We start from the raw sequence: 22,381 nt of genomic DNA on the forward strand, positions 1-22,381 counted from the left end.
CCCCCGCCGCCCGCGCCGCGATGCGTGAAGCCGCCGGGCTTGAGGCACGCGGGATCAAATCGCCCCCGATCCTGAAAGGTCAGGACGGCGAAGGGTCGTTGCAGGTGCATCAGGATGCCTCGATGAAGATCGAAGGCGCGAAGGTCTTCGCGGTCTACGGCAAGGGCGGCATTGGCAAATCGACCACCTCGTCGAACCTGTCCGCCGCGTTCTCCAAGCTTGGCAAGAAGGTTCTGCAAATCGGCTGCGACCCCAAACACGACAGTACCTTCACGTTGACGGGGATGCTCCAGCCCACCGTCATCGACATCCTCAAGGATGTCGATTTCCATGCCGAAGAACTCCGCCCCGAAGATTTCATGACCGAAGGCTTCAACGGCGTGCAGTGCATCGAGGCCGGTGGCCCGCCCGCTGGCACCGGCTGCGGCGGATACGTCGTGGGGCAGACGGTGAAACTCCTGAAGCAGCACCACCTGCTGGAAGACACCGATGTCGTTCTGTTCGACGTGCTGGGTGATGTGGTCTGCGGTGGCTTCGCCGCGCCATTGCAGCACGCCGACCGCGCAATGATCGTCACCGCCAATGACTTCGACAGCATCTACGCGATGAACCGGATCATCGCTGCCGTGCAGGCCAAGTCGAAGAACTACAACGTCCGTCTCGCGGGCTGCGTCGCCAACCGCTCCAAGGACACGGACGAGGTTGATCGCTACTGCGACGTGGTGGGCTTCAAGCGCATCGGTCACATGCCCGATGTTGACGCGATCCGCCGCTCGCGACTGAAGAAGAAGACCCTGTTCGAGATGCCCGATGACGAAGACATCGTGCAGTGCCGCGCCGAATATATCCGTCTGGCCGAGGTGCTCTATGCGGGCACCGACCCGCTTGCGCCCGCGCCGCTGGAAGACCGTGACATCTTTGAATTGCTGGGGTTCGACTGAGTGATCAACACGCCCACATATGACGCCACCCGCAATCGGGTAGAGGCCTATTTCGACCGCACCGCGACCAAAACGTGGGAGCGGTTGACCTCTGACGCGCCGGTCTCTGGCATCCGCCAGACCGTCCGCGCGGGCCGTGACCGGATGCGTGCGACAATGCTGGCCGCCTTGCCCGAGGATCTGACGGGTCGGCGTGTGCTTGATGCGGGCTGCGGCACCGGCGCGATGACCGAGGAACTCGCGAAACGGGGGCTGAGGTTGTGGCCATCGACATCTCCCCGCAACTCATCGACATCGCCGCCAAACGCCTGCCTGACGACCTCGCGCATCGCGTGACGTTCCGCTCGGAAGATATGCTGTCCCCAGATTTTGGCGCATTCGACCACGTCATGGCGATGGATCTCGATGATCTACTACACCGCGCCCGACCTTGGCCGCGCACTGGCAGGTCTGGCCGAACGCTGCCCCCACATCGTCTTCACCGTTGCCCCCCGTACGCCCTTCCTGATGGCCTTCTTCGGCCTCGGGAAGCTGTTCCCGCGCAGCGACCGTTCGCCCGTGATGATCCCGCATTCGGAAAAATCGATTCAGCGAGAATTGTTGAAAAACAACTGCTTAACCCCCTTGCTCACGCGTGAGCAGGTTACGTCCGGCTTCTACATCTCCGCCTGTCTGGAGGTGCGCGCATGAGTATGCTGAAACGCATATCCATCCGCTATCTGCCCTTTGCAGATGCCGCGTCCGAGGATCTTCCCCTCGGCCAGCTTCTGCGCCTTTCGCTCTTCCAGGTCTCCGTCGGCATGGCCGCCGTCCTGCTGCTCGGCACGCTCAACCGCGTGATGATCGTGGAGCTTCAGGTGCCCGCCTTCCTCGTCGCCTGCATGGTCGCCCTCCCTGTCCTTATCGCCCCCTTCCGCGCGCTTCTTGGCTTCAAGTCCGACACCTACAAATCCGCCATCGGCTGGAAACGCATTCCCTACCTCTGGTTCGGCACGCTCTGGCAATTCGGCGGCCTCGCCATCATGCCCGCCTGTTTGCTTGTCCTGGGCGGAGAGGTCACGCAAACAACCTACGACATCCCGTTCGCCGGCGAGATCCTCGCAGGCCTCGCCTTTGTGATGACGGGCGTCGGAATGCACATGACCCAAACCGCTGGCCTCGCCCTCGCCGCGGATCGCGCCACGGATGAAACACGCCCCCGCGTCGTGGCACTTCTTTACGTGATGTTCCTGATCGGCATGGGCGTCAGCGCCGTGGTGATCGGCTGGTTCCTCCGTGAATTCACCCCGCTGGAACTCATCCAGGTCATCCAATCCTGCGCCGTCCTCACCCTCGTCCTGAACGTCGCCGCGCTGTGGAAACAGGAAACCGTGCGCCCGATGTCGAAGGCCGAGCGTGCCGTCGCTGGCCCCACCTTCCGCGAGGCCTGGGCCGATTACGCCAACGGCGGGACTGCGGGTCGCCTTCTGGTCGTCGTGTTCCTGGGCACCATGGCCTTCAACATGCAGGACGTGCTGCTGGAACCGTATGGCGGCGAAATCCTCGGCCTGTCCGTGTCCGCTACCACGCTCCTCACCGCCACATGGGCCGCAGGCGCGCTGACGGGTTTCGCCCTTGCCGCCCGCTGGCTTGCACAGGGCATCAACCCGTTCCGTATGGCCAGCCGTGGCCTCCTCTTCGGGCTTCTCGCATTCTCGGCTGTGATCTTCTCCAATCCTTGGGGATCGTCGGAGCTCTTCTTCATCGGCGCCTGTGCCATCGGCCTCGGCGGCGGCCTCTTCTCTGTCGCCACACTTACGGCGGCAATGACCATGCCAACGACGCAAAACGCAGGCCGCGGCTTAGCGCTTGGCGCATGGGGCGCAGCGCAAGCCACCGCGGCCGGCCTATCAATCGCCATGGGCGGAGCGATCCGCGATGGCGTCAATTCCCTCGCCATGTCCGGACAACTTGGCGAGGCCCTCGGGAACGCGGCGACGGGCTACTCCGTCGTCTACCATTTCGAGATCTTCCTGCTTTTCGCAACGCTTGTGGCCCTTGGGCCGCTTGTCAGAACCAGAACGACCAAAACTACAGATGGGGGCCAAAATCGGCCTCGCCGACCTCCCCACTTGAAAGGACCCACACCATGGAAAATGCATTCTTTGGTAACTTCGATCTCGCCAGCCTCTCGATCTGGCTGTTCTGGATCTTCTTCGCGCTGCTGATCTACTACCTGCAGACAGAGAACATGCGGGAGGGCTATCCGCTCGAGTCTGAGGAAGGTGGCGAAGCGGCCAATCAGGGCCCGTTCCCGGTGCCTGATCCCAAGACGTTCGAACTGCCCCATGGGCGCGGTAAGGTGGTTGTCCCTTCGGCAGAGAACGAAGAAGAGCATCGCCGCCACGATCTGGATGACGTGATGGAGCGGGAGCGCCCCTCCACTGGCTACCCCTGGGATGTTGTCGGCGACCCGATGAAGGCTGGTGTCGGCTCAGGCGCATGGACGCCACGCCGGGATGAGCCGGAACTGGACGGCCACGGCCACGCCAAGATTGTGCCGATGGGTGCGACCGAAGCTTATCGCGTCAGTGCCGGTAAAGACCCACGCGGCAAGGTTGTGCGGGGCGGAGACGGTGAAGAAGTTGGTGTGATTTCAGACATGTGGATCGACGCGCCGGAGCAGCTGGTTCGCTACCTTGAGATCGAGCTTGATGCAGATCACGGCGGCGGCAAACGCCTTGTGCCAATCCATTTCTGCCAGATCTGGAACCGCGTCACGATCAATTCGATCCACGGCAAGCACTTTGCCGGAGTGCCGATCACCAAATCGTCCACCCAGATCACCAAGCTCGAGGAAGAGAAGATCTCCGCCTACTACGGCGCGGGCATTCTCTACGCCGACGAGGATCGCATGGAACCGCTGCTCTGACCGACGCAGCCAAACCGTAACCCAAGGAGCAACAGACCGATGCCCCACGACCACCACGACGACTTCCAGACCGAGCCGGTCCGTGGCCTTCCCGAGATGCTGCCAGAGGGGGAGCATATCCTCTGGCAGGGTCAGCCCCATTGGTGGACGCTGGCGAAAGAAGCCCTCAGCCTGTGGTGGGTCGCAGGCTATTTCATGTTTCTTTCGCGTGGCGCACCATCGGCGGGGCGGCAACGGAATCGTGGGTGCAAAGTGCGACCGCAGCGTCGTTCTTCCTGGTCCTGGGTTTGATCGTTTGCGTGCTTCTGATGTTGGTGGCTTTGGCTCAGGCCAAGGCCACCGTCTATACCGTCACCAACAAGCGCGTCGCGATGCGGATTGGCGCCGCGCTGACCATGACGCTGAACCTGCCGTTCAAGCAGGTCCACAACGCCACGCTTGGCCTGCGCAAATCAGGCCATGGGACCATCGCGCTAGAGATGAACCCCGAAGGCGGCATGGGCTTTTCCTACATCATGACATGGCCGCATGTGCGCCCGTGGAAAATGAAGCACACCCAGCCCGCCTTGCGCTGCATCCCCGATGCCAAGCGCGTAGCTGACCTTCTTTCGGACGCGGCGCAGACCGCTGTGTCCGAAGCCCCGATGATCCAAGTCACCCGCGTGCCTGAAATGGCCGCTCAACCCGCGGAATGAAGGAGGAGAACGACCAATGACCCTCGATTCCACAACACCGCAGCCTGTGACGGTCCGATCAAGACCGGAACAGAAGCTGGTCGACCGCGATAAGGAGATGATCCCAACGGTTCTGATCCGCGCGATGTTCATCCTGTGCCTTTGCGTGCTGATTATCGTGACCTATGCGCGCCTGACAGACAGACCATTGTCAGCCATGCCCCCGTCCGAGGCGGACGTGCCCATCGTGACCGAACGCACGGTGCGCATCTTTGCAGAGCTTGACGGTTCGGCTCGTGTGCTTGGCCTGGATGGTCAGGTTGTCGCCGATTTCGCAGCCGATGAAGGCGGCTTTGTCGCTGGCGTCTACCGCGTGTTGGAACGCGAACGCGGCGCCGTGGGGCTTGAGGCCTCTGAGCCGATCCGCGTGGTGCGCTACGCCGATGGCCGCGTCAGCCTGCGCGATGATTTCACTGATTTCCGTGCCGAGCTTGTAGGCTTCGGCGCCACCAACGAAGCCGCCTTCGCGCGCATCTTGGAGGAATAGAAGATGGGTCTTTTGACACGAGAATTCGAAACCGCGCCGTGTGAGGTTGAAGTCAGCCACTGCTTCGACAGCCTCCATGCGCATGTGAAATTCCTCAATGGGGCCGTGATCAACCCCGGTGACGAGGTGCAGGTCCAAGGCCCGCCCGTCATGGCGCCCTACGGTGAGGTTGTGCGCGAAGAACGCACCGCCCGCATCACCCGTGCGTCGAAGCTGGAACAGCTATGGACCCGCATGACTGGCGATTTTGAGTTCATGGAGCTGTGTGAATTTTCCTTCTCGGAAGAGGTCGAGGTCACAGAGGAATCAGCAGCTTGGGAGCGGTCGCATGAAGGATACGGCTTACACACACTCCGCCGATGCATCGACCGTGGAAGAGGCGCTGGCCGCCGACAACCATCAGGGCATCGTCGACAGCGAAGGCGCCACGGCGCTGGCCATGCAGAACACCCTGCTGACCCCGCGTTTCTACACCACCGATTTCGATGAAATGGACAGCCTTGATGTGTCGTCCGTTCGTGAAGATTGGGACACATTGATCGCCCAGATGAAGTCCGACCCTAACCGTGGTCACTTCAAGAAAAATGAAGATTGGGACACGGTCGATTGGGAAGGCATGGAGCCTGCGCTGCGCGCGGAGTTCGTTGATTTCCTGGTATCTTCGTGCACTGCCGAATTCTCGGGCTGTGTGCTTTACAAGGAAATGAAGCGCCGTGGGAACAACGATGACATCGTCACACTGTTCCAGCTGATGGCCCGGGATGAGGCGCGCCATGCCGGGTTTATCAATGATGCGTTGCGTGAGGCTGGCATCGCGGTGAACCTTGGTTTCCTGACGCAGAAGAAGAAATACACCTACTTCCGGCCCAAGTTCATCTACTACGCGACGTATCTGTCCGAGAAGATCGGCTATGCCCGCTACATCACCATCTTCCGCCATCTGGAAGCAAACCCCGAGCATCGGTTCCACCCGATCTTCAAGTGGTTCCGTGAATGGTGCAACGATGAGTTCTCTCATGGAGAAGCCTTCGCGCTGATCATGAAGAGCGATCCGAAGCTCACTGAGACCTGGGTGAACAAGCTGTGGATCAAGTTCTTCTTAACTGCGGTTTACTCCACCATGTATGTCCGCGACCACCAGCGGCCCGTGTTCCACGCGGCCCTTGGCGTCGATCCGGATTGGTACGCGCATGAGGTCTTCACCAAGACGTCCGAGATCACAAAACAGATCTTCCCGATCACGCTCGACATCGAAAACCCACGCTGGCAGCGCGGGCTTGAGGCGATGCAGCGCGCGAATGTTGATTTGGCGGATGCCAAGGCTAACGGCAAATTCTTCAAGCGCATCGGGGCCAGTGTTCGTGCGGCGGCTGCCTTCGTGAACCTCTTCACGATACCCGCAAACCAGCACACGGCGCCTGCGTCCGTCCGGTTGGAGCCTGCCTACTGATGATCAGCTCGCCCTGGATCGCGGCCCTTGCGGCCCTCTTCGTCTGGTGGTTCTCCACCGGGGCGATCCTGTTTGCTGTGCGGCGCGCCGACAAGGGCGGGCCACACGCGCGGCTTTGGGCGGTGCTGATGAACCTGCCGTTCCTCGTTCTGGGCGCGGCGGGCTTCGTGGATACCCTCGGCAATGATACCGTTGCCGGGGTCTATGTGGCTTTCCTCTCGGCGTTGGCGCTTTGGGGCTGGATCGAGTTGGCTTTCCTAACTGGCACCATCACCGGCCCCGTGACCACTGACGCGCGCCATGGCGTGCCGGAGTGGGAGCGTTTCATTCGCGCCTGGGGCACCATCGCCTATCACGAGTTGCTTCTGGTTGCGGTCCTCGCCGGAATGGTCGGTTTGGCCTGGGGTGTGGGCGCCGAAAACCAGTTTGGCACCTGGACCTTCGCGATCCTCTTTGCCGCCCGCATCAGCGCGAAGCTGAACCTTTATCTCGGGGTGCGGAAGATCAATGTGGAGTTCATTCCCGAACCCCTGGAACATCTTCCCAGCCATTTCCGCACCGCGCGGATGAACTGGCTGTTCCCGATGTCGATCACCGCCCTGTCGTTCACCGCCGCCTGTTGGCTGGAACGACTTTGGGTGTCTGAAAGCCAGGCCGACAGTGTCGGCTTTGCCTTATTGGGCGCACTGACTGCGCTCGCCCTGTTGGAGCACTGGTTCATGGTGCTCCCGCTCCCTGACGAAAAACTATGGCGATGGATGCTGCCCGAACGGCCCCAGCCTGCCCAAGCGACAAGACTAAGCGAGGAAGTCCGATGAACTTTGACCAGCTCTTTGAAGCCCAACTCGACCAATTGAAGGAAGAGGGGAATTACCGTGTATTTGCCGAGTTGGAGCGTGAAACGGGCGATTTCCCCCGCGTGAAGAACCACGGCAACGGAGAGCAGGACCGCGTGACGGTCTGGTGTTCGAATGACTATCTCGGCATGGGCCAGAACCCCAAGGTCATGCAGAAGATGATGGACACGGTTGCAAGCTGCGGCACGGGCGCGGGCGGCACACGCAACATTTCGGGCAATGCATATCACCACAAGCTGCTGGAGGCTGAACTCGCTGACCTCCATGGCAAGGAGGCGGCTTTGCTGTTCACCTCTGGCTACGTGTCGAACTGGGCGTCCCTGTCGACCCTGGGCTCTCGCTTGCCCAATGCGGTGATCCTGTCGGACGCCCTCAACCATGCATCGATGATCGAAGGTATTCGCCACGCCAAATGCGACAAGGTCATCTGGAAGCACAACGACCCCGAAGACCTTGACCGCAAGCTCGCCGCACTGCCAGCCAATGCGACCCCAATCGTTGCCTTCGAGTCGGTCTATTCCATGGACGGTGACATCGCCCCCATCGCCGAAATCCTCGATGTCTGCGAAAAGCACGGCGCGATGTCCTACATTGATGAGGTCCACGCAGTCGGCATGTACGGCCCGCGCGGCGGCGGTGTCGCGGAACGCGAAGGCCTGATGGACCGCATCACCCTGATCGAAGGCACGCTCGGCAAGGCCTATGGATGCGTGGGCGGATATATTACCGGCTCCCACGCGCTGGTTGATTTCATCCGCTCTTTCGCAAGCGGCTTCATCTTCACCACCGCCCTGCCGCCTGCCGTCGCCGCCGCGGCGACCGAGTCGATCCGGCACTTGAAGGAAAGCGGCTGGGAACGCGCCATGCAGCGCCGCCAGGTAGAGCGTCTGCGCGCGCGCTTGGATGCCGAGGGCATTCCGCACGAACACAATCCGTCCCACATCATTCCAGTGATGGTGAAGGATCCTGTGAAGTGCAAAATGCTTGCCGATATCCTCATGGATCAGTTCGGCATCTACGTGCAGCCGATCAATTATCCCACCGTCCCCAAGGGTACAGAGCGCTTGCGCTTCACGCCCGGCCCGCTCCACTCGGATGAGGATATCGAATATCTGGTGATGGCGCTGAAAACTCTCTGGAAGCAGTGCGCAATTGCGCATGCTGTTGCCTAAGACGCGAAAACTTCACAAAAAGGTGTGGACGGATTCTGGATACACCTAGGTATACAGTCGTGAGCACACTCGAAGGGAGCAACCCATGAAAAGACTTTCTGTCCTGACAGCGGCAGCCGCACTTCTGACCACCCCCGTTTTGGCCGACGGCCATGCGACCGGTGACGCAGAAGCAGGCGAGCGCGCGTTTCGTCAGTGCATTTCCTGCCACGTTGTTGTGGACGCCGAAGGCGAAACGCTGGCAGGCCGCAACGCGCGGACCGGCCCGAACCTCTGGGGCATCCATGGCCGCACGATCGGTTCGGTCGAGGATTTCCGGTACTCCAACGGTCTGATGGCCCTGATGGAAGCGGGCACTGAGTGGGACGAGGCGGCGTTTGTCGGGTACGTGCAAGACCCGACCGGCTGGATTCGTGAAACCACCGGTGATGACAGCCTGCGCGGCGCGATGAGCTTCCGCGTGCGGTCGGAAGAGGACGCACTGAACCTCTACGCGTACCTCGTCTCGCTTGGCGGACCGGAAGAATAAGCAGCCCTGACGGCTTCTAGAAATTCACAAACGGGCGGCCCAAGGGTCGCCCCTTTCAGTTTGCGGGGGACATTGCGCAAAAGGCTTGGATGTCGCGTGCCACCCGTTCCGGCATCTCTTCATGCGATAGATGGCCCACACCGTCCAATACGATCAGATCCGCGTTTGGCATCGCATCCGCCGCCCGCTGCGCCGCCTTCACGCCAACGGCTTCATCCGCCGCGCCATGGATGAACAAGGTGGGCGTGTCGATTTGGGGCAACGCCTTGCCAAGCTCTGCCAGCGACCATTGCGCCATCATGGCCAGGGTCCCGTCCACATGGGATTTCCGACTTATCAGCTCGGCATAGGGCTGTAGCAAAGCATCGGGCAGTTCGGTCCCCGTCGATGCAATCACCGACCTGGCTTGTTTCACCGCTTGCGCGCCAGAGGGGAGAAAGAACCCGGTCAGGGGGTTCAGGGCCAGAACCTTTGCCATGACCGGGAAAAGAACGCCGGCGGCCCCCTGGAAATCCTCCAACGCGCCGTTCAGGATAACCAAATGCCGAGGCTTGCACAGCCCACGCCGCACCAATTCAAGGGCGACAGCGCCGCCGGCGGAATGGCCGATGATCACTTCTGGTTCGGCGTTCAGATGCGCCAGCAGGGCCGAAATATCCGTGGCCACATCTGGCAGACGCGCGCGCCCACGCGGGCTTTTCGTGAACCCATGGCCGGGAAGGTCGGGCATGATCGCATCCCAATCGCCAATACCGGCGTCCAGAAGTGGCGCCCATGTATGGGCTGAGGCACCGGCCCCGTGCAGCATCAGCGCGATCGGGCCTGCGCCTGTGCGTTGCACATGCCAGCGATGCGGCACGACCTGTACGCTTTGGCTGGCGGATCGGTTCGGCCAGCCGGGCGGTGGCAGATGAACGCTCACGGGGCCAGCGCTGCGTCCACAGCGCGCGATAGGCTTTGTCCGTCAGCGCGGGGCAGGGGCAAGTATGGTGCGCCCATTTCACGGGCCAACCCGTCAAGACCGCGTGTTGGGCGCAGCCCGGTGTCGATCACAAGCCCGGGCACACCTTCGGCCCGCAGGACGCGCGCCATTTGCGTGGCGTCCTCTGAGGCTTGAGCGCGGTTTGCGGCACCGCTGAGGTCCACATTCGCGCGACCATCGGTCAGCAGAGCGATGGATGGGGTCATGCCTTTCCCGCGCACGAGACCCGCCAAATCCATTGCGGCCTTCAAGCCTGCAGCAAGAGGTGTGCCGCCCCCTCCGGGCAAGCTCGACAACCGCCGCTTCGTCTGGACCAGCGACCGTGTCGGCGGCAGCAATACTTCGGATCCGTCGCCCCGAAATGCGACCAAAGCCACGTGGTCGCGTCTGGCATAGGCCTCGGTCAGCAATAGTTCTACTGCGCCTTTCGCTTCGGCCAATCGCGCCATGGCGGAAGATCCGGACGCATCGACCACAAAGATGATCGCGCGGTCCGATGCCTCTTGGTAGCGCCGGATGCGGAGGTCGGACGGACGCACGTGGATGCGCGTATCGTCCCCCGTCAGATTGCGGCGAATGGTTTGCCACGGTGCGGCGGTGCGCAGCGTCGCAACCAGATCCAGCCGCGCGCCGCCTCCTAGACGACCGGGTCGCGGGGGCATGGGGCGACCGCGCCTGTTGCCCGTACGTTTTGCGCCGGACCCATTTCCAGCGGGCGAATTGTTTGCCTTCGCAGCGGCCATCCGGGCCAACAGATCCGGCGGCAGCATCGCGCGGGCGGCCTCAAGCAAAATCTCGGTCGGAACATCCTCCTGAACCGGGTCAGGTTGGTCGCTATTGTCGGCGCTTTCATGCTGCGGCGGTGGCGGAGGTGGCGGAGGTTCCTGCACGTCTTCGGCTTGTTCGGGTATCTGCGTGGCACGTGGGGCAAGCACCAATTCGACGGCCAGCAGCAAATCTTGCTCTTCCACTTCAGGTGCGCCGGACAGCGCCGCAGATGCGCGCGCGACGGCCAGCGCTTGCAAAGGCGCGCGCAAGGAATGAACGCCAAGCTGCGCTGCAACGACCACCAGTTCCTCTAGTGCGGCGTCAGACACCGAAACGTTCGGCAGGGCCGCGCGCGCCGCAACCAAAGCGGCCATGTCAAATTCCAACGCGGGTGCGTCGGACAGCGGATGGTCGGACAGATCCAGATGGATCGCCAACCGGTCGGATAGCGTGTCGGGTACTCTCTCCCCCGGTTCGGCCCCCTCATCGAACGCGACCAGTGCAAGGTCCGCCCGTGTATCAAGTGCTGCGGCCAGGCGCGCTGCCATTCCCGCCTCGACGCGTTCCGCCATCGGTAGAAACAACACCCCTTCGCGGTCGACAATGCCTTGGGTCTGGCGCAACGTGCCTGTTTCCAAAGTCGCGGCCAGGTCTAGTCCGCCATAAAGCGCCTCATCGGCCATGCTCGGAGCAATACGATGAATAGGTGAATCCGCCAGAGCGACGCGCAATCCGGCTTCGAACCGATCGCGCACGGGGCCGACACGACCCCTGACGCCAATGCCTCCAACCGCTGCAGGATCAAGCGCAAAGCACGCGACGGCCAGATTGACCGAATGCCAGCGTGCAAGTGGGCCGCTCACCCCAAAACCTCATCCACGACACGCATCACTCGAGCCGTAGACCCGGCTTCGTCCAGGGGATCGCGACGCAAGCGATGCCGCAACGCGCTTGGCGCCACCAATCGCAGATGGTCACGGGTCACTTTAGCATCACCCTCAAAGGCGGCCAGCGCCCGCGCCGCGCGTAGAAGCGTCAACTCACCCCGCAGCCCGTCCGAGCCGAGGGCAACACAGAGTGCGGCGCAATCGCGGATGATCTCGTCGTCGGCATCCACTGACCCAAGGCGTTTGCGGGCATCCACGATCTTCCCGCGCAGATCGGCGTCGGCCCCTTCCCAATCCGCACAAAAGCTGAGCGCATCGCGGTCGTAGGCATCGCGACGACGGATCACATCGATGCGCACATCCAGGTCCTTTGGGCTTTCAACCTCGACCGATAGTCCGAAGCGGTCGAGCAATTGCGGCCTAAGCTCCCCTCTTCGGGGTTGCCGGACCCGACCAAGACGAACTTTGCCGCATGGCGGATCGAAAGACCTTCACGCTCCACCACGTTCAGGCCCGATTGCGCAACATCCAGCAGAAGATCAACGATGTGATCTTCCAGAAGGTTGACCTCATCAATGTAAAGATAACCCCGGTTTGCCCGCGCCAGCAGGCCCGGCTCAAAGGCTTTCTCGCCTTTTGTCAGGGCCTTCTCGATATCCAATGCGCCAACCACTCGATCCTCGGTTGCGCCAAGGGGCAGATCGATGACGGGCGTCGGTTTGGAGACGGTATTGGCATCCATAAGAGTGACCCAATCCGGCACATCAGAGACATACTCGGAGTTCACTGGACACCCGGCGACCGCGTCTATCTCAGGCAACAGTGCCGCCAACCCGCGCACGGCAGTCGACTTGCCGGTGCCGCGATCACCGAACACCAAAACCCCGCCAATGCCACCATCAATGGCCGTCAGGATCATGGCCCGTTTCATTTCATCCTGACCCACAATCGCGGAGAACGGGAAAGGGCCGGGGCGCTTCATATCTTTCATTCGGCGGCTATCCTTGTGTCATCACGCATTTGATCGGCCAGCGGCAGGTCGGGGGTCTTCCCTCCCAGACGCCTTCGATGGCGTCCACGTTGAACCGGGCGTAAAGGTCTTCCTTGAACCATTGCTCCGTCCGGACGGCGCGAATGGCGCGGGCATGGGGCCCGTCGTGGCGGGCAAAGGCGGCCATGCTGTTCGCATCTGGCCAGATCGAGAAGGTCACTTGGTGCAGCCAGGGCACCTCACCGATGCCAATCTTGAACAGAACATTCGGGTCTTCACCGATCACCTTGGAAATGCCAGGTACACGGCCCCAGAACTTGGCGGCAATCCTTGGCTTTATCGTGGCGCGTGTCAGCGCGGCGATTGGGCCATGGTCGGGCTCTGCACCGGCGTCGAAAGGCGCCTCTCCGGCCCAAGTCCCGCGTGCGGACGTGGCACTCAGGAACAGTGTCCGTGTTTCCGTGGCGTGTGCGCGGTAGCGCCGAAAGACGTCGCTGCCATGGATCGCACGCCGGGCCGCATCATGATCGGGCCATGTCGCAAGAATCGCATAAACGGCGGTGTTGGGCACTGGGGTAAAGCCCTCACCCGTGCCTGATCCGCACAACTTCCACGTCTCGATATCGCGAATTTTGGACAGGCCGCGCCGCGCCAGTCCCATCTGGGCAAACGCCCACAGGCGCGCGGACAGCGCGCCAAAGCGGAACAGGCTGAGAGTCACAGATTGCATGGCCGGTCTTTCCATGTGTCAACTTAATCTGACATAGTGGTCCCTGATTTGAAAGATAAATCGCCTTTGCAATGTGTGCTTTGGGTGGATACTGTAAGTTTTAATGGACACTTAGGGAAAGAAACGACCGGATGCCCCCCAACGATCCATCCCGTGCAATCGTTATTGGCGCTGGCCTAGGTGGCCTGTCCGCCGCGATGCGACTCGGGGCCAAGGGGTACCATGTTACGGTTCTCGATCGTCTGGACCGCGCCGGCGGCCGCGGCTCGTCCATCACGCAGAATGGTCACCGCTTCGATCTGGGCCCGACCATCGTAACTGTCCCGCAGGTCTTCCGTCAGCTCTGGGCCGAGTGTGGACGCGACTTCGATGCCGATGTCGATTTGCGGCCAGTTGACCCGTATTACGAGATCCGCTGGCGCGATGGCTCTGCCCTTCGCGTGCAGCAGGATGAGACGGCGATGGAGGCTGAAATCGCCCGCCTCTCACCCGATGATCTGCCCGGATATCGCAAATTCCTGGACGACAGCGAAACGCGCTACCAATTCGGGTTCGAAGGGCTTGGCCGCCGTCCGATGAACAAGCTGATGGACCTTGTGCGTGAATTGCCCGGTTTCGTGCGCTTGCGGGCTGATCGTTCCGTCTACCGCCATGCCGCGCGCCGCGTGAAAGATGAACGCCTGCGCATGGCCCTGTCCTTTCACCCGCTTTTCATTGGTGGCGATCCGACGCGCGTCACCAGCATGTACATCCTTGTCAGCCATCTCGAAAAAGAGTTCGGCGTTCACTATGCGATGGGCGGCGTGCAAGCGATGGCCGACGCCATGGTCCGTGTGATCAAGGATCAGGGCGGCGAGGTTCGTCTGAATACCGATATCAGCGAGATCACCTTGACGAACGGTCGGGCGAGTGGGGTCGTGACAGCGGATGGGGAGGCGCTGACCTCCGACATCGTTGTCTCGAACGCTGATCCCGGCACAACCTACGAACATCTGCTGGCCAAGCATCAGAAAAAGCGCTGGACGCCCAAGCGCCTCAACCGGTCGCGTTGGTCCATGGGGCTCTTTGTCTGGTATTTCGGCACCAAGGGCACACGCGCCAAATGGGGCGATGTGGGCCATCACACCATCCTGAACGGTCCGCGCTACAACGGCCTGCTGGATGACATCTTCATCCGCCGCAAACTGGCGCAGGATATGTCGATCTACCTACACCGGCCCACGGTGTCCGACCCGAGTGCCGCGCCCGCTGGCGATGACACATTCTACGCTCTGTCTCCTGTCCCAAACCTGCATGGCGCCGGTTCTGTGGACTGGGAAGAGATGACCGAAACCTACCGCGCTCGGCTGGCCGGGGTGCTCAACGACCAGCTGATCCCCGGCTTTGAGGATCACCTGAGCGCGTCCCACATCTTCACTCCCGACACCTTCGTATCGCGCTACCGCTCCCCCCACGGGGCCGGTTTCTCGCTGGAGCCGCGCATTTTCCAATCCGCATGGTTCCGCCCGCACAACATCTCGGAAGAGGTGCCGGGCCTGTTCCTGGTCGGCGCGGGTACGCATCCGGGGGCCGGCATCCCTTCGGTCGTGACCTCGTCCGAAGTGCTGACCCACCTTGTTCCAGATGCCCCGCGCCCGATGGTGCAACCAGACCAACGCCTTGCTGCCGAGTGACCCTATGATCGATCCCAAAGATATGGAGCATTGCCGCGCTGCGATCCGTGAAGGGTCCTATTCCTTCCATGCGGCCTCCAAGCTTCTGCCCGCGTCCGTCCGCGACCCGGCGCTCGCGCTTTATGCGTTCTGCCGCTGTGCAGATGATGAAGTCGACTTTGGCGATGACAAACCCGCAGCTGTTCTTGCCCTTTCAGAACGTCTCGATGCAGCCTATCAGGGTCAACCACGCAACACGCCAACAGACCGTGCCTTCACCGCCATGATCGAAGAATTCGACATGCCGCGCGCGTTGCCTGAGGCCCTGCTTGAAGGCCTCGCCTGGGACGGGATGGAGCGGCGCTATGCAACCCTGTCGGACCTGCGGGCCTATTCCGCCCGCGTGGCCTCCGCCGTTGGCGCGATGATGTGCGTGCTGATGCGGGTGCGCGATGAACAGGCGCTGGCCCGTGCCTGCGATCTGGGCGTCGCCATGCAGCTGACGAACATCGCCCGCGACGTGGGCGAAGATGCGCGGGCCGGACGGCTTTACCTCCCCACCGATTGGCTGGAGGAGATGGGTCTACGCCCCAAGGATGTGATGGGCGACCCCAAGCCCTCGCCAAAACTCCAACGCCTCACCAAGCGCCTTCTGGCGGAAGCCAACCGCCTCTACCTCCGAAGCGAGCCCGGTATTGGCCGCCTGCCGATTGGCGCTCGTCCCGGCATCTTCGCCGCCCGCCATTGCTATGACGCGATCGGCCGGCAATTGGCGCGGTCCGGTTACGACAGCATCTCAATGCGCGCGACGACAACCGGCGGCCACAAGATGCGCTTGCTTGCGCTGTCTGTCTTGCGTGCGGGTCTTGTCAGCGTGCTGCCCGAAAGCCCCGTGATTTTCGCAAAACCCTTGCCCGAAACCGCGTTCCTGGTTGAGGCCGCGGCCCACCCACAACCCAATGCTCCGGTCTGGAGTGACTCGGTCATTTCCGTCCTTGGTCAATTGAAATCACAAGACCATATGACAGCCGCCGAGTGATTACTTCTGCGCCTTGGCCCTGGCGCGCCACAGTGTAAACAGCCCGGCGCCCACCACGATGAATGCACCAATGACCACGTTGGTCGCCAAGTCCTCCCCGAACACCACCAGTCCGATGGCCGATGCGAAGACCAATTGCAGATATGCAAAGGGTTGAACGGTGGACGCTTCTGCAAATTCGTAGGTCTTGATCAGCAGGAAATGCCCGGTGGCCCCGGTGACGCACAGAATACCCATCCAGATCCAGTCACGCCCGCTCATCGGTTCCCAGAACCAGATGCCAATGCAGGTCATCACAACCGCGCCCACGGTGCCGGTCCAGAAAAAGCTCGTCGCGGCGCGGTCCTTCCGCGCGGCAAAGCGGGTCAGCAGATTGTAAAGCGCGAACAGGAACGCGGAACACAGCGGCACAAGCGCTTCCACAGAGAACACCGCGACCCCCGGCTGCAGGATCACCAGCACCCCAACAAAGCCGATTGCGATGGCGGTCCAGCGCCGCCACCCCACCTTTTCCCCAAGAATAGGGCCTGAAAGTGCGGCTACTAGCAGCGGATAGCAGGTGAAAATCGCATGCGCCTCTACCAGCCCCAGCAAAACAAACGCGCCCACCATGACGCAGATTTCAATCGCCAGAAGGGCCCCACGCAGTCCCTGTACCCAAGGCTGGCTTGTCCGCGCGGCTGCCGCTACACCGCCCGCTTGGCGGGAGGCGACAGCGATCACGAACGCCGCAAAGAACCAGTAGCGGATCATCACGATCATCAGCACGTTGTATTCGCCAGCCAAATGCCGGCTGATTCCGTCCTGCGCGGCGAACACGAAAGTCGTCGCAATCATCAACGGGATTCCGATGCGCGGATTTTCCGTCATCTGAGCCGACCCCTGGTCATATGCCGTTTCCGGCCAAAGCCAGGGACGCGCTCGACCTCAAAGCCGGCAGTGTCCAAGGCCCGCCTCACATCGCCAACCGCCGTGTAGGTGGCAAATGTTCCGCCCGGCGCGGTGTGCCGCCCAACCTCAGCCAGCAAGGCTTCTGACCACATCTCAGGGTTTTTTGCAGGCGCGAACCCATCCAGAAACCATGCATCCGCCGCCCCGTCCCATGGCTTGAGCGTTTCGCGCGCATCGCCTTGGATGATCGAAAGCGTGAAGTCTGATCCCGTGAAGATGACTGTCGGCAGATCCGTGCCCGGTGGCAGACGTCAGCTCGCCCGGTCGGAAGCCCTTCAAACACATCAAGCGCCTGCCTTAGGTCGTCCAACGGCATCGGGAAGGCCTCGAATGAGGTGAAGTGCAGAACGCCCTCAACCTGCGCGGTCCGCCAGCATTGCAGCGTTGCCAGAAAGTTGAGCCCCGTCCCGAAGCCCAGTTCGGCCACATGAAACCCGTCCTGAAATCGCTGTGGCAAGTCATTCCCGTCGAGGAAAACGAACCGCGTTTCTTCAAGCCCATTGTCGAGCGAATAGTACGGATCATCGAACCGGGCCGAGACAGGAACATCCCCCCGCCATTCGATCTTGTGCTGGTCCTGATCCATGTCGCGCCCTATCACCTGACCGGCGGACGATCTGCCAAGGTGTGGGAAGTTTCAATGGCTGACATCACAATCAGGGGCGCGGGCATTATGGGCCTGATGTGTGCCTGGGTGCTGACCGAACGCGGCGCGTCGGTGCAAGTGGTCGACCCAAATGGCGTGGCAGCGGGTGCCTCCGGTGGCATAGTTGGTGCACTTGCCCCCCATGTCCCTGAGAATTGGAACCCCAAAAAGGCGATGCAGTTCGACGCGCTGGATCGGGCCGAAGGGCTGTGGGCCGAGATTTCCTCTGTCTCCGGCACCGATCCCGGCTACGGGCGCACCGGGCGCATCCAGCCGCTTGCTGATAAGGCCGCCATCGCACTGGCCCATGAAAGGGCTGCCACATCGGTTGCGCTTTGGCGCGGCCGCTACACTTGGCAGGTCGTGCCTGCGGGTCAGCTTGGCGTCCCCGTGTCCTCCCCAACCGGGATGGTCATACACGACACGCTGACAGCCAGAATTCATCCCAAACTAGGCCTGTTTGAGCCTGTCCATCGGCCCTCAAGGCGCAGCGGCGTGCCGATTGTGCCGCAAGGCAGAATCAACGCGTCTCGAAATCTGGGCGACAGGTGCCGCCGATCTTGAGGAGATGTCCGCAGACCTCGGAAAATCCATTGGGGCTCCGATCAAGGGGCAGGCGGCGCTGCTCCAATGCGCCCTGCCGAATGCGCCACAGATCTTTGCAGATGGCCTCCACATCGTGCCCCATGCGGATGGGACAGTCGCCATCGGCTCCACGACCGAGCGGGAATTCGACCATCCCACCAGCACCGATGCGCAGCTTGATCCGTTAATCGAGGCCGCCCGCAATGCCGTACCAGCGTTGGCCGACGCGCCTGTGATCCAACGTTGGGCCGGGCTCCGGCCCCGCGCGCGCAGTCGGGCGCCTATGGTGGGCCGGCATCCGACGCGGCCCAATGCCTATATCGCCAACGGGGGCTTCAAGATCGGCCTCGCCATGGCACCCGTCGTGGCTGAGATGCTAGCCGATCTGATCCTCGACGGTCACGACCGCATCCCCGAAAGCTTCCGCCCCGAGGCAAGTCTTTAAAGCCCTGCCGCCTCGCGCAAAGCTGCCATCAGCCCTTCAAGAGCCTTGCGGTTGATCGGGTTGACCAACCGCTCCCCCTCAAACTGATCCGCAGCAGCCCCAACCAACACTTCCGGTCCGGGCAAAAGCCTCGGCTGAAAGGCCACGAGGCTTTCGCGCATCATCAACTGGCCCCGCTCCCCGCCCGAGCGTCCCGCCGCCGCCGACATCAGCGCAACGGGCTTACCCTTCCACGGATTGCCCTTGGTCCGGCTGACCCAATCAAGTGCGTTTTTCAGCGCACCTGAGATCGACTTGTTGTATTCCGGCCCCGAAATCACCACCGCGTCCGCCGCTGCAATCTGGTCAGACAGGCGCTGAACAGCCTCTGGAATACCTTCCGAGGCCTCCAGATCCCCGTCATAAAGCGGCAGCCGCAAATCCCCATCCTCGAAGAGCTCGGGATCAAAGGCCGCCTTCGCCTCCATCATCAGCTTGCGGTTCAGCGAGGCTGCGCGCAGCGATCCGCAAATCCCCAATAGTCTTCCGCTGGACATATTCGTTTCTCCGCCACACAAATCGGTTGAACGGCACTTAGGGCACGGGGCGGGCATGACCAAACTCCATGGCGGAATGATTTTGGCGCAGCGTCTTGCGATGCACGGGGTCGAGCGTGTGTTCTCCGTTCCGGGCGAAAGCTTCCTTGCCGCCCTCGACGGTCTGCATGATGCCGACATCCCGAACATTGTGTGCCGCCAGGAAGGTGGCGCGGCCATGATGGCCGAAGCCCATGGCAAGATGACGGGCCAGCCCGGCGTCCTGTTCGTCACGCGCGGGCCGGGAGCCACCAATGCCAGCGCGGGCCTGCATATCGCCATGCACGACGCCACGCCGATGGTCTGCTTTGTGGGTCAAATCCCCCTCAAGCACCGGGATCGCGGCGTGTTTCAGGAGGTTGATTACCGCGCCTTTTTCGGCCCCCTCGTGAAATGGTCGGCGGAGGTTGAGCGCACGGATCGTCTTGCCGAATACATCGACCGCGCGTTCGCCATTGCGCAGTCCGGGCGGCCCGGCCCTGTGGTTCTGGCCCTTCCCGAAGACATCCTGTCCGCCATGACCGATCCGCCCGAAACCCGCCCCGGCGCGCGGGCCATGCCGTCCGTCCATCCCGACATGGTCGCGCCCTTCGCCCAGATGCTGCAGCAAGCCGAACGCCCGTTGATCATCTGTGGTGGCTCCCAATGGTCCGACACCGATCGCAAAAGCGCTGAGGCTCTGGCCGAACGCTTACGTGCCCCCATCGGCGTCACATTTCGGCGGCAGGACTATATCAATAACGACCACCCAAATTACGCAGGCGATTTCGGTGTCGGCATGAACCCCGCCCTCGGCGCAAGCCTAGCGACCTCCGATTGCATCCTGCTTCTGGGCGCGGAGCTCAACGATATCACCACCGCCGATTTCACACTTCTGGATCCGGCCAAAGCCCCCGCCATCCTCCAGGTTCACCCCGACGCCGACGCGATCAGCAAGACATATCCCGCCACCTATGCGGTCGTGGCCCCGCCGAACGCCATTCTGCACCAGTTGGTGGAGGCCATCGCGCACGGCACAGCCGACAAAGGCGCAGCCGAGGCCCGCGCGGCTTACGAGGCCTGGCAACAGCCCCAAGCCACACCCGGCGATGTGCAGATGGAACATGTCATCGCATGGCTCCGCGACAATGCCAGCCCTAACACAATCATCACAAACGGCGCGGGCAACTACGCCGCCTTCCTGCACCGCTACTACCGCTTTCGCCAATATGGCACGCAGGTCGCACCGACCTCGGGCTCGATGGGCTACGGCCTGCCTGCCGCCGTCTCCGCCAAGCTCCAGAACCCGCAAAGCCCCGTTATCTGCCTTGCAGGCGATGGCTGCCTGCAAATGACCATTCAGGAGCTGTCTACCGCCCGCCAGTACGATGCCGACATCACCGTGATCGTCGCCAATAACGGGCGCTACGGCACCATCCGCATGCATCAGGAAAAGACCTATCCCGGGCGCGTCTCAGGCACCGATCTCTTCAACCCCGACTACGCGACATTGGCCCAAGCCTATGGCGGGACCGGCCATGTGATCACATCCAATGATCAGTTCGCGGATGCCTACACAGAAACGCTCTCCGGCGGCCTGCACATCATCGAACTCAAGCTCGATCCAAAGATGCTGGCGACGACGAAAAGCCTCTAATCCGCCAGTTCGGGCCTGTCATTCAGCATTTTGACCTCCCGCTGCGGGAACGGAATGCTGATGCCATGCTCTTGGAATGCATCCCAAAGCGCCAGGTAAACATTGCCGCGAATGTTGGTCAGGCCGCCGGTTGGATCCTGTATCCAGAACCGCAGGATATAGTCGACTGAACTGTCGCCGAACCCGACGATATGACAAACGGGCGGTCGGTTGCTCAGCACCCGGTCAACGCCCTGCGCAGCCTCAATCGCCAAGCGCCGCACCTTGTGCGGATCATCGCCATAGGCCGTCCCGAAATAGATATCGAGGCGAACGAAATCGTTCGAATGGGACCAGTTCACCACCTGATTTGTGATCAAGTCCTCGTTCGGGATCAGATATTCCTTCCCATCCCGTGTCACGACACTGGCATATCGCGCGCCAAGTGTCTGGATCCACCCGAACGTCTCTCCAAGGGAAATCACGTCTCCCGGTTTGATCGACTTGTCGAGCAGGATGATCACCCCGGACACCAGGTTCGACACCACTTTTTGCAGGCCAAAACCAAGACCCACACCAATCGCACCCGAAAGAACCGCCAGCCCAGTCAGATCAATCCCCGTCAGCCGCAGGCCGACATAGACAGCGACCCCGTAAAAGGCGACCTGCATGAATTTGATCGCCAGCACCCGCATCGAGGGCGAGATTTCGTCATTCCGCTCGATCCGGTTCGTAGCGCTCCCGGTCAGGAAGCGCGCCACTGTGACCAAAGCCGCAACGATCAGCAGTGCCTGAAGCAAGGTCAGCAGAGAAAGCCGCGCCTCCCCCAGGTTGAACCCAACGGAATCAAGGATCGCCGCCGCTTCATCCTGCAGGTTCAGGATCGCCAGTGTCACGAACACCCAAGCCCCATATCGTACGATCGTGCGCAGCAGGTTCGACCGGATCAGGCGCGTCGCAAACGCCACAAACAGCCAGGCCGTTGCCAGTTCGGCAATGATGGTCAAAAGGAACGTGCGGGATGGCCACGTCACTTCGCGCATCACCAGAACCACGCTCCAGATCAACGCCACGAAGAAAATCATCTGAAGGCGGGTGTGGATCACCACAAGGATGCGCATCCGCCATGTGGGCCAGCCTTCGCGTGCAGCCATCCATGCACGCACACGTGGCCCGAACACGCGGCGCAGGATGTAGGCCGCCACAAGGACAGCAAGCGCGATACCAACTTGATACGCATTCCACGGCCGCAACAGGCTTTCCGCAAAGGAAAGCCCCTGTTCCCACAGGCTGTTAATCTCCCCCAGCGCGGCTTCCACGGCTTCGGCGTCTGTTGGTTGCTCGATCTCTGGGTCCATGCCTGCTCCGCTGCCCGTTTTTTCCACCATAGCCGCGCGCAGGGCCACCTTGGCAAGCCTGCCGTGCGGGTGTAAT

Annotated in this window: 18 protein-coding genes and 6 pseudogenes; 16 read left to right on the forward strand and 8 right to left on the reverse strand. The window is 61.7% G+C overall.

Annotation, left to right across the window (positions count from 1 at the left end):
• Positions 1-20 precede the first annotated feature (20 nt).
• From bchL to ACZ1HK_RS13745, 12 genes and pseudogenes are all read left to right on the forward strand, one after another.
• Positions 21-941 carry a ferredoxin:protochlorophyllide reductase (ATP-dependent) iron-sulfur ATP-binding protein gene (gene bchL / locus ACZ1HK_RS13690; protein WP_472629156.1) on the forward strand — a complete coding sequence of 307 codons (921 nt, stop codon included), beginning with the start codon at positions 21-23 and terminating at the stop codon, positions 939-941.
• Positions 942-1,631 (forward strand): annotated as a pseudogene (gene bchM, locus ACZ1HK_RS13695) (magnesium protoporphyrin IX methyltransferase).
• A pseudogene (locus tag ACZ1HK_RS13700) lies at positions 1,628-3,056 on the forward strand (PucC family protein). Before bchM ends, ACZ1HK_RS13700 begins: the two co-directional pseudogenes overlap by 4 nt.
• Before the next feature lie 13 nt (positions 3,057-3,069).
• The gene (puhA, locus tag ACZ1HK_RS13705) at positions 3,070-3,852 is read left to right on the forward strand and encodes a photosynthetic reaction center subunit H (protein ID WP_472629157.1); all 783 of its coding nucleotides are present in this window, start codon (positions 3,070-3,072) and stop codon (positions 3,850-3,852) included.
• 39 nt (positions 3,853-3,891) lie between these two features.
• A complete protein-coding gene (locus tag ACZ1HK_RS13710; RefSeq protein WP_472629158.1) occupies positions 3,892-4,143 on the forward strand; it encodes a hypothetical protein in 252 nt (83 codons plus the stop codon).
• Positions 4,098-4,547 (forward strand): photosynthetic complex putative assembly protein PuhB, encoded by a 450-nt coding sequence (puhB, locus tag ACZ1HK_RS13715; RefSeq protein WP_472629159.1) that lies wholly within the window; start codon positions 4,098-4,100, stop codon positions 4,545-4,547. The genes ACZ1HK_RS13710 and puhB overlap by 46 nt, the downstream gene beginning before the upstream one ends.
• Before the next feature lie 16 nt (positions 4,548-4,563).
• Positions 4,564-5,073, forward strand: coding sequence for a photosynthetic complex assembly protein PuhC (gene puhC / locus ACZ1HK_RS13720; RefSeq protein ID WP_472629160.1), 510 nt, complete (start codon positions 4,564-4,566; stop codon positions 5,071-5,073).
• A 3-nt stretch (positions 5,074-5,076) separates the two neighbouring features.
• Positions 5,077-5,364: pseudogene (locus ACZ1HK_RS13725) on the forward strand (hypothetical protein); the annotation flags it as partial.
• Between the two features lie 37 nt (positions 5,365-5,401).
• Complete coding sequence (acsF, locus tag ACZ1HK_RS13730) at positions 5,402-6,523, forward strand: magnesium-protoporphyrin IX monomethyl ester (oxidative) cyclase (protein WP_472629161.1); 1,122 nt, start codon at positions 5,402-5,404, stop codon at positions 6,521-6,523.
• The gene (gene puhE, locus ACZ1HK_RS13735; RefSeq protein ID WP_472629162.1) at positions 6,523-7,341 is read left to right on the forward strand and encodes a putative photosynthetic complex assembly protein PuhE; all 819 of its coding nucleotides are present in this window, start codon (positions 6,523-6,525) and stop codon (positions 7,339-7,341) included. The genes acsF and puhE overlap by 1 nt, the downstream gene beginning before the upstream one ends.
• Positions 7,338-8,552, forward strand: coding sequence for a 5-aminolevulinate synthase (hemA, locus tag ACZ1HK_RS13740; protein WP_472629163.1), 1,215 nt, complete (start codon positions 7,338-7,340; stop codon positions 8,550-8,552). Before puhE ends, hemA begins: the two co-directional genes overlap by 4 nt.
• Before the next feature lie 85 nt (positions 8,553-8,637).
• On the forward strand, positions 8,638-9,081 hold the full coding sequence (locus tag ACZ1HK_RS13745; protein ID WP_472629164.1) for a c-type cytochrome: 444 nt from the start codon (positions 8,638-8,640) through the stop codon (positions 9,079-9,081).
• 55 nt (positions 9,082-9,136) lie between these two features.
• Here ACZ1HK_RS13745 and bchO read toward each other — a convergent pair whose 3' ends face one another.
• From bchO to crtA, 4 genes and pseudogenes are all read right to left on the reverse strand, one after another.
• Positions 9,137-10,003 carry an alpha/beta fold hydrolase BchO gene (gene bchO / locus ACZ1HK_RS13750; protein ID WP_472629165.1) on the reverse strand — a complete coding sequence of 289 codons (867 nt, stop codon included), beginning with the start codon at positions 10,001-10,003 and terminating at the stop codon, positions 9,137-9,139.
• Positions 10,000-11,694 (reverse strand): magnesium chelatase subunit D, encoded by a 1,695-nt coding sequence (locus tag ACZ1HK_RS13755; protein ID WP_472629166.1) that lies wholly within the window; start codon positions 11,692-11,694, stop codon positions 10,000-10,002. The genes bchO and ACZ1HK_RS13755 overlap by 4 nt, the downstream gene beginning before the upstream one ends.
• Positions 11,691-12,709, reverse strand: a pseudogene (bchI, locus tag ACZ1HK_RS13760) (magnesium chelatase ATPase subunit I). Before bchI ends, ACZ1HK_RS13755 begins: the two are co-directional and overlap by 4 nt.
• Positions 12,710-12,716: 7 nt before the next feature.
• Positions 12,717-13,439 carry a spheroidene monooxygenase gene (gene crtA, locus ACZ1HK_RS13765; RefSeq protein ID WP_472629167.1) on the reverse strand — a complete coding sequence of 241 codons (723 nt, stop codon included), beginning with the start codon at positions 13,437-13,439 and terminating at the stop codon, positions 12,717-12,719.
• 131 nt (positions 13,440-13,570) lie between these two features.
• Here crtA and ACZ1HK_RS13770 point away from each other — a divergent pair, with 131 nt between their 5' ends.
• Together ACZ1HK_RS13770 and crtB are read left to right on the forward strand one after the other, a co-directional pair.
• On the forward strand, positions 13,571-15,112 hold the full coding sequence (locus ACZ1HK_RS13770; RefSeq protein WP_472629168.1) for a phytoene desaturase: 1,542 nt from the start codon (positions 13,571-13,573) through the stop codon (positions 15,110-15,112).
• 4 nt (positions 15,113-15,116) lie between these two features.
• Positions 15,117-16,130, forward strand: a complete 1,014-nt coding sequence (gene crtB / locus ACZ1HK_RS13775; RefSeq protein WP_472629169.1) for a 15-cis-phytoene synthase — start codon at positions 15,117-15,119, stop codon at positions 16,128-16,130.
• Here crtB and ACZ1HK_RS13780 read toward each other — a convergent pair whose 3' ends face one another.
• Entirely contained in the window at positions 16,131-17,000 is an 870-nt protein-coding gene (locus ACZ1HK_RS13780) for a DMT family transporter (protein ID WP_472629170.1), read from the reverse strand.
• Positions 16,997-17,667 (reverse strand): annotated as a pseudogene (mnmC2, locus tag ACZ1HK_RS13785) (tRNA (5-methylaminomethyl-2-thiouridine)(34)-methyltransferase MnmC2). Before mnmC2 ends, ACZ1HK_RS13780 begins: the two are co-directional and overlap by 4 nt.
• 54 nt (positions 17,668-17,721) lie before the next feature.
• On the opposite strand from mnmC2, the pseudogene ACZ1HK_RS13790 reads away from it, so the two are divergent.
• Positions 17,722-18,757: pseudogene (locus ACZ1HK_RS13790) on the forward strand (NAD(P)/FAD-dependent oxidoreductase).
• Here ACZ1HK_RS13790 and ACZ1HK_RS13795 read toward each other — a convergent pair.
• Positions 18,754-19,293 (reverse strand): NADPH-dependent FMN reductase, encoded by a 540-nt coding sequence (locus ACZ1HK_RS13795; protein ID WP_472629171.1) that lies wholly within the window; start codon positions 19,291-19,293, stop codon positions 18,754-18,756. The pseudogene ACZ1HK_RS13790 and the gene ACZ1HK_RS13795 overlap by 4 nt on opposite strands.
• Positions 19,294-19,348: 55 nt before the next feature.
• On the opposite strand from ACZ1HK_RS13795, the gene ACZ1HK_RS13800 reads away from it, so the two are divergent.
• Positions 19,349-20,968, forward strand: coding sequence for a thiamine pyrophosphate-dependent enzyme (locus ACZ1HK_RS13800; protein ID WP_472629172.1), 1,620 nt, complete (start codon positions 19,349-19,351; stop codon positions 20,966-20,968).
• Here the strand turns inward: ACZ1HK_RS13800 and ACZ1HK_RS13805 are convergent.
• On the reverse strand, positions 20,965-22,305 hold the full coding sequence (locus ACZ1HK_RS13805) for a mechanosensitive ion channel family protein (RefSeq protein WP_472629173.1): 1,341 nt from the start codon (positions 22,303-22,305) through the stop codon (positions 20,965-20,967). The genes ACZ1HK_RS13800 and ACZ1HK_RS13805 overlap by 4 nt on opposite strands.
• Positions 22,306-22,381: the final 76 nt, after the last annotated feature.

Source organism: Gymnodinialimonas sp. JB5-7 (genome assembly GCF_055693405.1).